Source organism: Nitratireductor sp. CH_MIT9313-5, assembly GCF_037029545.1.
In the GTDB taxonomy this organism is placed as follows: domain Bacteria; phylum Pseudomonadota; class Alphaproteobacteria; order Rhizobiales; family Rhizobiaceae; genus Chelativorans.
On record NZ_JAYMER010000017.1, the window covers coordinates 1 to 12,375 of the forward strand.

Annotated in this window: 14 protein-coding genes; 12 read left to right on the forward strand and 2 right to left on the reverse strand. The window is 59.2% G+C overall.

Features of this window, described 5'->3' with window-relative positions:
• Window positions 1-179: 179 nt before the first annotated feature.
• Entirely contained in the window at window positions 180-659 is a 480-nt protein-coding gene (locus tag WA367_RS14010; RefSeq protein ID WP_336057651.1) for a hypothetical protein, read from the forward strand.
• 51 nt (window positions 660-710) lie between these two features.
• Window positions 711-1,487 (forward strand): AfsR/SARP family transcriptional regulator, encoded by a 777-nt coding sequence (locus tag WA367_RS14015; RefSeq protein WP_336057397.1) that lies wholly within the window; start codon window positions 711-713, stop codon window positions 1,485-1,487.
• Here the strand turns inward: WA367_RS14015 and WA367_RS14020 are convergent.
• Window positions 1,477-2,595 carry an endo-1,4-beta-xylanase gene (locus WA367_RS14020; protein ID WP_336057398.1) on the reverse strand — a complete coding sequence of 373 codons (1,119 nt, stop codon included), beginning with the start codon at window positions 2,593-2,595 and terminating at the stop codon, window positions 1,477-1,479. The two genes, WA367_RS14015 and WA367_RS14020, sit on opposite strands and share 11 nt — an antisense overlap.
• A 184-nt stretch (window positions 2,596-2,779) precedes the next feature.
• Between WA367_RS14020 and WA367_RS14025 the strand changes: the two genes are divergently transcribed.
• From WA367_RS14025 to WA367_RS14045, 5 genes are read left to right on the forward strand one after another with little or no spacing between them, the layout of a single operon-like run.
• A complete protein-coding gene (locus tag WA367_RS14025) occupies window positions 2,780-3,361 on the forward strand; it encodes a carbohydrate-binding domain-containing protein (RefSeq protein WP_336057399.1) in 582 nt (193 codons plus the stop codon).
• Window positions 3,362-3,400: 39 nt separating this feature from the next.
• Complete coding sequence (locus WA367_RS14030; RefSeq protein WP_336057400.1) at window positions 3,401-4,453, forward strand: UDP-glucuronic acid decarboxylase family protein; 1,053 nt, start codon at window positions 3,401-3,403, stop codon at window positions 4,451-4,453.
• Window positions 4,454-4,471: 18 nt separating this feature from the next.
• Window positions 4,472-5,893 carry a UDP-glucose dehydrogenase family protein gene (locus WA367_RS14035; RefSeq protein ID WP_336057401.1) on the forward strand — a complete coding sequence of 474 codons (1,422 nt, stop codon included), beginning with the start codon at window positions 4,472-4,474 and terminating at the stop codon, window positions 5,891-5,893.
• An 8-nt stretch (window positions 5,894-5,901) separates the two neighbouring features.
• A complete protein-coding gene (locus WA367_RS14040) occupies window positions 5,902-7,401 on the forward strand; it encodes a glycosyltransferase family 2 protein (protein ID WP_336057402.1) in 1,500 nt (499 codons plus the stop codon).
• Window positions 7,394-8,530, forward strand: coding sequence for an NAD-dependent epimerase/dehydratase family protein (locus tag WA367_RS14045; protein ID WP_336057404.1), 1,137 nt, complete (start codon window positions 7,394-7,396; stop codon window positions 8,528-8,530). Before WA367_RS14040 ends, WA367_RS14045 begins: the two co-directional genes overlap by 8 nt.
• A 2-nt stretch (window positions 8,531-8,532) precedes the next feature.
• Here WA367_RS14045 and WA367_RS14050 read toward each other — a convergent pair whose 3' ends face one another.
• On the reverse strand, window positions 8,533-9,645 hold the full coding sequence (locus WA367_RS14050; RefSeq protein WP_336057405.1) for an endo-1,4-beta-xylanase: 1,113 nt from the start codon (window positions 9,643-9,645) through the stop codon (window positions 8,533-8,535).
• 187 nt (window positions 9,646-9,832) lie between these two features.
• Between WA367_RS14050 and WA367_RS14055 the strand changes: the two genes are divergently transcribed.
• Genes WA367_RS14055 through WA367_RS14075 form a run of 5 tightly spaced genes read left to right on the forward strand, consistent with a single transcriptional unit; the run spans window position 9,833 to window position 12,373 of the window.
• The gene (locus tag WA367_RS14055) at window positions 9,833-10,258 is read left to right on the forward strand and encodes a TIGR01244 family sulfur transferase (RefSeq protein WP_336057406.1); all 426 of its coding nucleotides are present in this window, start codon (window positions 9,833-9,835) and stop codon (window positions 10,256-10,258) included.
• A 25-nt stretch (window positions 10,259-10,283) separates the two neighbouring features.
• Window positions 10,284-11,165, forward strand: a complete 882-nt coding sequence (locus tag WA367_RS14060; protein WP_336057407.1) for an MBL fold metallo-hydrolase — start codon at window positions 10,284-10,286, stop codon at window positions 11,163-11,165.
• 5 nt (window positions 11,166-11,170) lie between these two features.
• Window positions 11,171-11,515, forward strand: coding sequence for an ArsR/SmtB family transcription factor (locus WA367_RS14065; RefSeq protein ID WP_336057408.1), 345 nt, complete (start codon window positions 11,171-11,173; stop codon window positions 11,513-11,515).
• Entirely contained in the window at window positions 11,508-11,936 is a 429-nt protein-coding gene (locus WA367_RS14070) for a YeeE/YedE family protein (protein ID WP_336057409.1), read from the forward strand. Before WA367_RS14065 ends, WA367_RS14070 begins: the two co-directional genes overlap by 8 nt.
• Window positions 11,937-11,941: 5 nt before the next feature.
• Window positions 11,942-12,373, forward strand: coding sequence for a DUF6691 family protein (locus WA367_RS14075; protein ID WP_336057410.1), 432 nt, complete (start codon window positions 11,942-11,944; stop codon window positions 12,371-12,373).
• The last annotated feature ends 2 nt before the right edge of the window (window positions 12,374-12,375 follow it).

Below are 12,375 nucleotides of genomic sequence, written 5' to 3' on the forward strand. Positions count from 1 at the left end.
GCCGCTTAAGATGAAAACCCTGATGAGCCAGAGCCTCCACTAGATCAGGCCGCCGAACTGCTCAAAACCTCTGACGACGGACAGCACACAGGCAGCCGCCATGTTCCGCTATGACGCCCCCCGCCCACGGCACAATCTGAAAGCCGAGGACAGGGAGGACCGGTTTGCGCGGTGATGTCATGCGCAACGAGGAAATCTTACTGCTGATCGGCCGGCTAAACTATGTATGGACGAACACTGAGAGCCTGCTCATCTACATCCTGTCCCTCTTCATGGGAGGAAAGAAGGATGTCGCGGTCGTAACCTTCCTCACGCTCAACACATCCCGCGCACGCATGGACCTGGTGGAGCGTCTTCTGAAGCTCGACAGCACCCAAGCTGACACGCGCAAGATACTTGCCCCGCTGATGAACCGCATGAAGGCGGCAGCAAAAGTGAGGAACAAGTACAATCACTGCATATATTCCTTCGACGAGCATGGTGAGATCGAAGCAACGCAGCTTATGCGCATCGCAGATTTCAATGATACGCTGCGCTACGGGAAGATGGAGATGCTGGACGAGATGGAACTCCGGCGCATCGAGACGACCGTCAGGGAGGTGGTCGAGATCAACCGGGAGATCCTGAGCTTTCTCGAGGAGCGGAAGATTGCAATGTAATGACTTCCGGTGGACCGGTGGCCGATCAACCGGGAGGAGGAGGAGGGGCAGATGGAAAACGGAAGCGCGAACGCGCCACCAGGCCCATTGGTAACATTGAGCATGCTCGGCGTTTGCAGCCTGAGCAGCGAAAAGAAGGTCGTGGGCAATGTCCCTTCAAATTTCTACCGCATAGCATCCTATCTCCTGCTGGCCGGAGACACGCCGATAGCACCGCGCCAGCGCATCAGCGGCCTCTTGTGGCCCGAGGCACAGTCCGAGAGTGCAAACGCAAATCTGCGCCAGAGCCTTGTTCGTATCAGGCGGCTACAAGCCAATTGCGGGTTCAAGCTTGTCGAGATGAACTTCTCGCTGGTTTTTCTTGTCCCGGATCGGGTGGACTGGGATTTACGAAATTTTCTTGCAGCCTCTGACACATACGACGAGGCTTCGCTCGCAACGCTTTGCAGCACATATGGCGGGGACTTGCTTGCAGACATCAGCGCTTCCAGTGCGGAATTCGAGGACTGGATGCAGGAGCAACGCAGTCGGCTCCGCGGCCAACTTATGGCTCAGCTTGCCCGTGCCCTGGACGACAACAAAATCTCGACCGAGCTGCGCACGAACTGCGCTCGAAAGATGCTGACGGTCGATCCATGTAATGAGCGCGCCTTCCAGGTACTCATGGAAGAAGCAGCGGGAAACGGGGACCTTCTGCGCGTGCAACAACTCTACGAACGTTGCGAACGCCAGTTGCTGAACGAATTCGGCGTGCGAAGCTCAAGCGATACCCGCCAGCTCTACATGCGTCTGTCCCACGGAGGACAGCACTCCCCCCTCAGGTCGTAGACTGCTGCCCAAGAAAGGCAGCTTCAAGTGCCGAGCGCATCGGCTTGCGCCTCCACTTGTCGTCATAGGGCAGGCCCCGGTTGTCCCGCCGCCCACCATCCTTGTAGCGAAGCCAGGAATAGCGGTCGCTAAGCCCCCAGGTGGTCACCGACCCCACATTGGGAAACTGCAACACGATGTCCATATAGCGGCGGACCTCGTCTGCGACAGCCCGATCTCTCGCTTCAAGTGAGCCGCCGCTGTCCGCCTCTCTCACATCCAGCTCGGTTACGGAAATGCCCAGTTCCATATTCGTGATGTCGCGCAGCAATCCATAGATGCCTTCGCGATAAACTTTCCCCTTTCGCAGATCCAGATGCGCCTGAAGCCCTACCCCGTCAATTGGAACGCCGCGGCTTTTCAAACGCTCGAGAAGCCGCAGAAGGTTAAGGCGGCGCGCGCCCTCTTCAGCGGAAAAATATTCAAGACCATACTCGTTGAGATAAAGGCGCGCCTGCGGCGCTGCATCCCGCGCCGTCCAAAACGCCCAATCGATGTATTCCGGTCCGAACGCCTCCATGAACTGGTTGTGACGCAAGCCATCCGGTCGGTGCCCGATCTCTATTGCCTCGTTAACGACGTCCCATTCGTCAACGATATCGCCATAGCGCGGCATGACGGCGTTGAAATATGAGCGCACGACATCCCATTCGCGCGTGTTCTGCAACTGCTCACCCGCCCAGGTCGGCACGCCCTGGTGCCAGAGCAGTGTGTGCCCGCGCATACGCTTTCCGTGGGTGCGGGCAAAATTGGCAATCGCGTCTGCAGCCGTAAAATCCGTCGAATTTGCGCTGGGCGCCAACCGGTCCCACTTCAGCGACCATTCAGGTGTGATGGATGCGCATTGCGTCAGCGTCATCGCACGCGCCCGGGAACTGGCATTCAGCATCATTTCGCTGAAAGCAGAGCCGTACATCCGGTTGATGGAGCCCGCGGCAAGTTGGAGCGCGATACCTTCAGGCTCCTCGTCCTCGACCTGTTCCTCTTCACGGGCAGACCGCATGCAGGCGCTGAGTGCGGGCTGAAAAGTGGCAGCAGCAATACCCTGCAAGAAGCGGCGTCGTCTCACCGTTCCACCCCGTGATCCTGTTTTTTTGAAATGTTGATCAGGCGCAGGATAGATGCTGGACGTAAGCGTGCAAATACACCTGAAGAACTAGTTCCAGCTTAGCCCGGCCTAGCCTCAAATCCATACTTTCAACCTCCAAGCAACTGCCGAATACTTCACGTTCTTATTTAGTGAGGGTACGGTCATGAAGACGTTTCTCAGCATCGCGGCTACCGCCTGTTTCGCAGCAATACAGCTGTCCGGCGCTACCGCTGACTCGGCCGGCACCCGCGTCACCGTCCAGATCGCAGGCGAGGCGTTTGAAGGTCAGCCGGAATTTGAAATTCGCTTCGGAGATCAGCTGGTTGGAAGCGGCACGCTGACGAACGGCATCGACACCGTTTCCGAAGGCCGTCTCTTCTTCAGCCCGGATCCGGATGAATATCTCGAGACCTTCGAGTTCATGGTTCCCAACAGGGATTTCCAGCGCAACGCGCCCATCACCGTCCATCTGACGAATGATCGCTTCAAGGAGGAAGCCTGGGGCCGTGACCGCAACATCTTCATCCGTTCCATCACCGTGAACGGCGCGAAGGTCTTCTCACGCAATCTGCAACTGGAAGCGGACGCAAAACCGGTAAAGGTGGATTACCAGGCGGGCTTCCTTCCCGTCTACCGCCAGAACCAGCGCGCAGTTGCACAACCACCTGCGGGCGGTTGGCCATCCCCTGACGGCCGTACGAGCCGCCTCACTGTCCAACCTCATATCCCCGCAGCGGGAGGCTGAGCCCTCCCGTGATCTGGCAGCGTGCGATGGAGCCCGTCAATGCACATCCCCACCCCCACTCCTTCAAATGCTGCCAGATCACCTTTTCATAAAAGGTCGGTCTGCGTCACTGGCGGCGCAGGCTTCATCGGCTCGCATATGTGTCGCAGATTGCTGATTGAAGGCGCCCGTGTCACTTGCCTGGACAATCTGGATACAGGTAGACACGCGAATATCGGTAAACTGGAGGAGCTACCCGGCTTCACCTTTGTCCACCACGACATCAACGACGCGCTCCCCCCTGCACTTCCTGCTTTCGAATACATCTTCAATCTGGCTTGTCCTGCATCGCCGATTCACTATCAGCGAGACCCGGTCTACACCGCGCTAACCTGTTCGCGCGGGGTTTATAATCTTCTGGAGCGCGCCCACCGCGACGGCGCAACTATTCTCCACGCCTCGACGTCGGAAATCTATGGAGACCCGCAGGTCCATCCGCAGCCGGAAACCTATTGGGGGAACGTGAACACCTGCGGGCCACGCTCCTGTTACGATGAAGGCAAACGCTTTGCGGAGACATTGCTGCGTGACTACGGCGCCAGATATGGCGTGACGGTTCGGCTTGCGCGCATCTTCAACACCTATGGCCCCCACATGCAATTCGATGACGGCCGCGTCGTCTCGAATTTTGTCATCCAGGCGCTGAAGGGTGAGCCCCTCACCGTTTATGGCGATGGCAGTCAGACTCGCTCCTTCTGCTATGTCGATGATCTCGTCGAGGGCCTCTTGCGCCTGGCGGCAAGTCGCACTGCAGGCGCCAATCCGGTCAATCTGGGAAATCCGGAAGAATTCAAGGTGGCTGAACTGGCGCAACTCGTGCTCGCTGCCACGCAGTCGCACTCGAATATCGTCCATCAGCCCTTGCCGCAGGACGATCCCAAGCGCAGGCGCCCGGACATTTCGCGCGCAAAAGCCATCCTGGGCTGGGCGCCCACAACGCCCCTCACCGCTGGATTGCTGAAGACCATCGCTGAATTCCGCCAACGCCTGGAGATGCCAGCCCCGCGCAAGACGGCAATGCGCTCGGCAGCAGAACTGCAAGCCTTTCAATAAACAGGGGAACGCATTCTCATGAATATCGTGATCGTCGGATGTGGTTATGTCGGTCTTGTGAGTGGTGCCTGTCTGGCACGTCTTGGCCATCACGCCCTGTGCATCGATCTGGACCGGGATCGGATCGAGGCGCTGAAGAAGGGCCACTGCCCAATCTTCGAGCCAGGGCTGACAGAGCTGATACGGGAGGGCCTGCAGAACGGACATCTGGCGTTCGCGCATCAGATGCCAGCCCTCACCTCGGCGGTCGATCTCGTGCTCATTGCCGTCGGCACTCCACCTGCCGCCAATGGAGAGGATGCCGATCTTTCCGGCATTTTCGCCGTCGGACGGGAGATCGCGCAAAAGGCAGTCGGAAAGGTTCTGGTCGTGACGAAGTCGACTGTCCCGCCCGGCACTGGCGATGCGCTGGAAGACCTTATCCAACGCTTGCGGCCGGATCTTGCTGTCGCGGTCGCCTCCAACCCCGAATTTCTGCGCGAAGGCAGCGCCATCGATGACTTCCTGAAGCCCGACCGCATTGTCGTTGGTGCAAACGAACACTGCGCCAGCCTCGCACTGCGCCGACTGTATCACCCGCTGACCGAGCAGGGCTCGCCACTCGTGAACACGGCACGTACGGCTGCCGAAATCATCAAATATGCGGCCAATGCCTTCCTCGCCCTCAAGATCACCTTCATCAACGAGATAGCCGATCTGTGCGACGCCACGCAGGTAGATGTACGTGAAGTGGCGCAAGGCATCGGCCATGACCGCCGTATTGGACCGGATTTTCTGAGGCCTGGTCCCGGTTACGGTGGCTCCTGCTTCCCCAAGGACACGCGTGCACTGGCTTCAACCGCGCGTAAGTACGGTGTTGCGCTTTCACTTGTTGAAGAAGCGATAGCCAGCAACGAAAGACGAAAGAAGGCAATGGGCGCCAAGGTCGCCAGCGCACTGGGGGGCGATCTCCGGGGGAGGCACATCGCAGTGCTTGGCCTTTCCTTCAAACCCGACACCAGCGACACGCGGGATTCACCCGCCACGGCCCTTATCGCAAGCCTGCTGTCGCAGGGTGCCCTCATTTCAGCATGCGACCCCGAAGCACGACTGGAGGAGCCGGAACTTACCAGTGCGATAGAGCGGGAAAAGGATCCGTACCAGTGCGCCAAGAACGCTGACTGCGTGGTATTGGCGACCGAGTGGAAGTCTTTTCTGAAACTCGATTTCGCGCGACTGGCAGCAGCAATGCGCACACCGCTGATGGTGGATCTTCGTAACGCACTGGATCACGCGAAACTGGCGCGTTGCGGCTTCAGAACGGTGGGACTGGGGATACCGCCACACCGGCCGGTCACCCTGCGGGCGACAACCCTGCGTCGCCCCGTTGCGCAGGTCGCCTTCGCACCTGTCAGCGTCTTGAACGGCAGCAAGCGTCAGCAGCTTGCCCAACCGCAATAGGTGATGTCATGCCCGTCATCGACTTCACCCTACTTGGCCTGTTCATCTTTGCCCAAACGGCCTATTTCGCCACATTCCTGGTGGACGCCTACCATTTCTCACGGCCGGTGAATTGGGTCGACACGAGTCTTGAGGCGAAAAACGCCACCACCGAATTCCCCTACATCGTCTTGTTCTACCCGGTACTGCGCGAACTGGAAGAGACGATGCGCACGACCTTCCACTCGCTTTCCCTGCTTGATTACCCCCGTTCGCGCTTCAGGATCGTCGCGATCCCCAACCGGGACGACAAGGAGACCATCCAGGCCTTGCGCCGGCTTCAACGGGAATACCCCTTCGTGCAGGTAATGACGGTGCCCCCAACGACGCATCCATCGTGGAACTGCGTATGGAAGGCGTGGAACCAGAATCCGAAAGCCTATTGGTGGCACAAGGGAAAACGCGCAGGCAATCGAGCCCTGCCGCCCAAGAAGACGCGTCAGCTCATATACGCCTTCTACAACCTCCCCCAGGACATGGGCAGCGAGGAAGACTTCCTCGTCAACTATATCGATGCCGACAGCTGCCCGCCGCGCGATCACTTTCTGGCCGCCGCCATCGGGATCCGGGACTATGATGTTCTGCAGGCTCAGAATGTCGCCGGAAATCTGAACGAAAGCCTGTCGGCAAGCTGGCACGCCTTCGACCACATGACTTGGGACGGACTGAAATACCCGCACCTCTCCGCTGATGGAAAGCAGCCTTTTTGGGTCTTGGGCAAAGGTCTGTTCTTCCGCGCATCAGACCTCATTGCGCTTGGCGGCTTTCATCCCTGGCTGACCATCGAGGATCCCGAAGTCGGAATGCGTTTCTGGGTCAACGGCCGCAAGCTTGGGATCATCAACGGGTCGCTTATCGAGGAAGTGCCGAACAGCTTCGCGCGCGGCATCACCCAGCGCAAACGTTGGGTGGCAGGCTTCTTCCAGAGCCTGACGACCCCTCTGCGCGACATGGGCATGAAGCCGATCGACCGCTTCAAGGCATGGCTGAATTTCCTTCCCTGCCTCTCGCTGTGGCTCAACGCGGTGGGTCTGCCGATCGGCGCTTGGGCGTTGTGGCGGTGGTTGTCAGGCGATCCTGTCGTGCCCGAATTTCTGATGCCGCTGGTCGCGGTCAATCTTTCAGCGTTCATCATCTCGCTGACCGTCATCTATGTGCGCACATGGCATCGAACCGGGCTCGTCCTGAACAAGACGGGACCTCGCGTCTACTACATGCTGCGCATCAACCCCCTCTTCATTCTGGCATGGTGGGTGATCTGGCTCATCCCGCTCGCGATCGGCCTGCGAATGTATCTTCGCGACGAAGGCCTTGTGTGGGAGCGCACTGAGAAGACGGATTCCAACAGTCGCCTTGTCCGCGCAGCGCGCCATTGGGGCGGAGCCGGCAGGGCCGCCAGCACCGCGCTGGGCAAGCCTGCCACCTCCACATCCGCCGAAGCCCTCCAGAGGAGTTCTCTTAATGTCTAAGGGGCATGTGCTCGTGACAGGAGGTGCCGGTTTCATCGGCTCCCACCTTGTCGATCGGCTTCTTGAACGCGGCTTTCGCGTCACCGTGCTTGATTGCCTTCTGCCTCAAGTTCATGGCGACGCGGAACTGGATGCCGAAGGGTGGCCTATCTATCTGAACCCCAAGGCCAGGCGCATCAGGGGCAACGTGCTTGATGACGGGGTGTTCGAGGCAAGCCTCAAGGGCATAACCCATCTGGCGCATCTCGCGGCATCCGTCGGTGTGGGCCAGTCCATGACCAACATCGTGGACTACACCCGCAACAACACGCTGGCTGCCGCAAGCATTCTGGAAGTCCTGTCGCGCGGCCGCCACAAGATACGGCGCATCGCCGTGGCCTCGTCCATGTCCATCTATGGTGAAGGCGAATATGTGGACGATAAAGACAAGCGCGTCGCCGCGCCCATGCGCACGCGTTCCCAGTTGGAGGCACATCAGTGGGAACTTCACGCACAAGGCAAACCGCTCACGCCCGTGCCCACCGCAGAGGACAAGCCGCTCGCGCCCGGCTCCATCTATGCCATCAACAAACGCGATCATGAGGAAATGTTCCTCGCCGTGGGAGCTGCACTCGACATACCGGTGGTGGCCTTGAGGCTCTTCAACGCCTACGGCTCGCGACAGGCTCTTTCCAATCCCTATACCGGCGTTGCGGCCATATTCATTTCGAGGCTCCTCAACGATCAGCCTCCACTGGTCTTCGAAGATGGAGAACAAAGGCGCGATTTCGTTCATGTCCATGACGTGGCAGACGCTTTCGCAACGGTACTGGACACGGAAGACCCGCGCTCCGGCGCCTATAATGTCGGGAGCGGCAAGGCCGTCACGGTAAACGAGATCGCCCGTCTGCTCGCGCGGCTGCTGGGCAAGAACATCGCCCCCGAGATCCTTCAGCAATATCGGGTGGGCGATATCCGCCACTGCTTTGCCGACATTTCGCAGATCGAGCGCGATTTCGGCTTTGCACCGAAACGCGATTTCGAGACTGGCATGAGCGAATTGATCGAATGGGTGACGCAAGCGCGCAAACCCGTCGACCGGGCAGCAGAAAGTCTGGCCGAACTGCGAAAAAGCCGCCTTGTCGTGTGAACCTAGCTGAGGCTGCCGCCAAGGCTGCGTTCCAGCGCCTTGTACATCAGCTTCGGCTTCATGCTGACATCATAGGGCAAGCCCCTGTTGGGCGCGGGGTTGCCGTAGCGGCGGCGGTCAACACGATCACCACGCTCGACTTTCAGCCAAGAATGCTTGTCGGAGAGGCCCCAGGTCGTCACACCTTTCACCGCGCGCTGGTCCAGCGCGATGTCGAGATATCGCGCCACCTCATCGGCCACGCGCTGGTCCCGAATTGCCGCTGTCGCGCGATAGTCGCGCTCCTTCACATCAAGCTCGGTGATATAGATCTCGAGCCCCATGTCCGCGATCGCTTGCAGGAATGGCGCGATGGTCTGATGGCGAAGCGGGCCCTTGCCCAAATCAAGATGCGCCTGGATACCCACGCCATCGAGAGGCACACCCTTCGCCTTGAGCTTCTCGAGTAGCTTAAGAAACGCGCGGCGCCGATCCGCCTCGACGTAGTTGTCATACTCGAAGCTGTAGTCGTTCAGCATCAGCTTGGCTTCAGGTGCAAAATGGCGCGCGGTGTGCAGCGCCTGCTCGATATATCCGGAGCCGAAAATACGCTGAAACGTGTTGCGCCGGAGCCCGTTGGAGCCATTCTGCGTGTCAATCGGCTCATTGACCACATCCCAGACGGGGATGTCAGCGCGATATCGTTTGAGCAACCGCTCAAAGTGAGCCGCGATGAAGTCCCAGTCCTTCTCATGGTGAAGGTGATGAAGGGCCCAATCCGGCGTTCCTTGCTCCCAAATAAGCGTATGTCCGTAAATCATCTGGCCCTGACGCCGGGCATGCTTCACGAGCGCATCAACCGGCTGATACCAGACCTGCCCCTTTCGATATTCGATGGAGTTCCACTTCAGATGAATTTCCGGGGTGAGCATCCCGCACTGGCTGGCGATTGCGTCGGCAAGTCGTGGCTCCGCCGCAACCTGGTCCATACGAACCGCCGCCCCGAAAATGCGCCCGCTGCGTCGCGCGACCTCATTAAGCCCCGTCCCGGCATTCGCTGCATGGCCGAGATGAACAGGTAGGGTCGTAGCAAGGGCGGCTGTTGCCCCTGCAAGGAAGTCTCTTCGCGACAGCATGGCCTGCCCCCATTGATGGTCAGGCAGGGATTCTCCGCTTCAGAAGTTAACGAGTGTTTACCTTGGCTCCGGGTGCTCTTCCGGCCTTGGCTTCAAGGCTTTCGAGAGAGATGGAACAATAACACTTGCAAAAAGTTTATATCATTCATACGTAAGCAACGAATTACAGGAAAGGCTGAATAGAGCGATGAAACAGATAAGTGACCGCCTCTGGATTTCGCCCCAGATCGAGACCGGTGCCATTGCTGCCCTCAAGGAGAAGGGCTTTGCCGGGATCGTCAACAACAGACCCGATGGGGAAGAGCCTGGCCAGCCTGCTGCTGCAACCAACCGGCTCGAAGCCGAGGCCCATGGTCTCAACTATACCCATATTCCGATTGTTCCCGGCCAGATCAGCGAGGATCAGGTCCGCGACTTCCAGAAAGTCCTCAATGATAGCGACGGTCCGGTGATCGCCCACTGCAAGACCGGCACCCGTTCGGCCACGCTCTACGCCATTGGCGAGGTGATGGACGGGAGGATGTCGCACACCGAGGTTAAAGAGCTCGGCGAGCGGCTGGGTGTTGATCTGACCGGAGCAACCAAGTGGCTCCAAAGCCACGGCTATTCCTGAATTATCTAAGCATTGGAGAAGTGAAATGAGTGCGAAGCCGATCGTCAAAGCATTCTATGACGACCGTACCTCGTCGGTGCAGTATGTCGCTTCCGACCCCGAGACGAAGCGCTGCGCGATCATCGACCCTGTCCTCGATTTCGACGAGAAGTCGGGCGCAACGGCGACCCGTCACGCGGACAACATCCTCGCCTATATCGAGGAAGAAGGTCTCGAAGTGGAGTGGATCCTGGACACGCACCCCCACGCTGACCACTTTTCCTCGGCCCGCTATCTGAAGGAAAGGACGGGCGCGCCGACCGCCATCGGTGAGAAGGTCGTCGAGGTCCAGAAGCTCTGGAAGGGTATCTACAACTGGCCAGACTTCCCCGCCGACGGCTCCCAGTGGGACAAGCTGTTCGCGGAAGGTGAGACATTCAAGGTCGGCAATATAGAGGCCAAGGTTCTCTTCTCACCCGGCCACACGCTTGCCTCGATCACCTATGTGATTGGCGATGCAGCCTTCGTGCATGACACGCTCTTCATGCCCGATTCCGGAACGGCCCGCGCCGATTTTCCCGGCGGCAGCGCCTCCCGCCTTTGGGATTCGATCCAGGAGATCCTGTCCCTGCCCGACGAAACGCGCATTTTCACCGGCCACGACTATCAGCCCGGCGGCCGTGAGCCAAAGTGGGAATCCACGGTGGCCGAGCAGAAGCGTGAGAACAAGCATATGGCCAAATGCCAGACGCGCGAGGAATTCATCAAGGTGCGTGAGGAGCGCGATCAGACGCTGCCCATGCCCAAGCTGATCTTGCACGCGCTGCAGGTGAACATGAATGGCGGGCGCTTGCCCGAGCCCGAGGCCAACGGCAAGCGGTATCTGAAATTCCCCCTCGACGCGCTCGAGGGTGCTGCGTGGGATTGAACTGAATGACGCAGGATTTTTCGGCGGAAGTGACTGACATGCTCAAGAATGCGGAAGCTGCAGCAGGCTTCCTCAAGAGCTTCACCCATCCGTCGCGCCTCATGATCCTGTGCGCGCTCGTGGAGGGCGAAAGGTCGGTTCGCGATCTGGAAGACGCGCTCGGCCTTCGCCAGCCCGGGCTCTCGCAACAGATCGCATCCCTGCGGGAAGCCGGTTTCCTGGTCGGCCGCAAACAATCCAAGCACGTCTACTACCGTCTCGCAGATGGACGGGTGGCCGATTTCATTACCCAACTCCACAAGATGTTCTGTGAAACGCCACAACAGGCAGAAAGAGCAGAAAATGACTGAGTTCACCCCCTTGGCCTCCACGATTGGCGGCATGATGATCGGCCTGTCGGCCGTCCTCCTGATGTTGTGGGAAGGCCGCATAGCGGGCATCTCCGGCATCGCCTCCAGAATTTTGCCCCCTTATTCAGACGGCATGCCGACTTCGCGGCTGGGCTTCGTGATCGGACTGATCGCAGCTCCGCTGGCCTATATCCTGTTCTCCGGCAACACGGTTGAACAGACGGTGTCGTCCAGCCTGCCCCTCATGGTGACTGCAGGTCTCCTGGTGGGCTTCGGCTCTGTCTGGGGCAATGGTTGTACATCCGGACATGGCGTTTGCGGCCTGTCGCGCCTGTCCAAGCGCTCCTTTGTGGCAACCGTCATTTTCATGGCCGCTGCCATCGTCACCGTCTTCATCACTCGTCACATCATTGGAGCGTGAGCGTCATGTCATTTTTCATCAACCTTGCGCTGGGACTGCTCTTTGGTGTTGGCCTCGTTATTTCCGGGATGTCCAATCCTGCAAAGGTTCTGAACTTCCTCGACCTGTTCGGCACCTGGGATCCTTCCCTGGCCTTTGTCATGGGTGGCGCAGTGCTTGTCGCTTTCATAGGCTTCAAGGTGGTTCTCAAGCGGCCCGCGCCTATCGCGGCTGATCGTTTCCAGCTTCCGACCCGCAACGATATCGACAGCCCGCTTGTGATTGGCCCGGCGCTCTTCGGCATTGGTTGGGGTCTGGGCGGCTTCTGCCCCGGGCCCGCGCTGACTGCCCTGCCTCTTGCCGCCGCAGGCACCCTCGCATTCGTCCCGGCGATGTTCCTGGGCATGTGGGCTGCCCGCATGCTTGGTCAGGCTCGCACGGCGCGCAGCAGCACCTGAAG

Excerpts from the sequence above, each read along its gene's own strand:
- WA367_RS14010 (WP_336057651.1), top strand. The coding sequence starts at position 180 with ATGCGCAACGAGGAAATCTTACTGCTGATCGGCCGGCTAAACTATGTA.
- WA367_RS14015 (WP_336057397.1), top strand. The coding sequence starts at position 711 with ATGGAAAACGGAAGCGCGAACGCGCCACCAGGCCCATTGGTAACATTG.
- WA367_RS14025 (WP_336057399.1), top strand. The coding sequence starts at position 2,780 with ATGAAGACGTTTCTCAGCATCGCGGCTACCGCCTGTTTCGCAGCAATA.
- WA367_RS14030 (WP_336057400.1), top strand. The coding sequence starts at position 3,401 with ATGCACATCCCCACCCCCACTCCTTCAAATGCTGCCAGATCACCTTTT.
- WA367_RS14035 (WP_336057401.1), top strand. The coding sequence starts at position 4,472 with ATGAATATCGTGATCGTCGGATGTGGTTATGTCGGTCTTGTGAGTGGT.
- WA367_RS14040 (WP_336057402.1), top strand. The coding sequence starts at position 5,902 with ATGCCCGTCATCGACTTCACCCTACTTGGCCTGTTCATCTTTGCCCAA.
- WA367_RS14045 (WP_336057404.1), top strand. The coding sequence starts at position 7,394 with ATGTCTAAGGGGCATGTGCTCGTGACAGGAGGTGCCGGTTTCATCGGC.
- WA367_RS14050 (WP_336057405.1), bottom strand. The coding sequence starts at position 9,645 with ATGCTGTCGCGAAGAGACTTCCTTGCAGGGGCAACAGCCGCCCTTGCT.
- WA367_RS14055 (WP_336057406.1), top strand. The coding sequence starts at position 9,833 with ATGAAACAGATAAGTGACCGCCTCTGGATTTCGCCCCAGATCGAGACC.
- WA367_RS14060 (WP_336057407.1), top strand. The coding sequence starts at position 10,284 with ATGAGTGCGAAGCCGATCGTCAAAGCATTCTATGACGACCGTACCTCG.
- WA367_RS14065 (WP_336057408.1), top strand. The coding sequence starts at position 11,171 with ATGACGCAGGATTTTTCGGCGGAAGTGACTGACATGCTCAAGAATGCG.
- WA367_RS14070 (WP_336057409.1), top strand. The coding sequence starts at position 11,508 with ATGACTGAGTTCACCCCCTTGGCCTCCACGATTGGCGGCATGATGATC.
- WA367_RS14075 (WP_336057410.1), top strand. The coding sequence starts at position 11,942 with ATGTCATTTTTCATCAACCTTGCGCTGGGACTGCTCTTTGGTGTTGGC.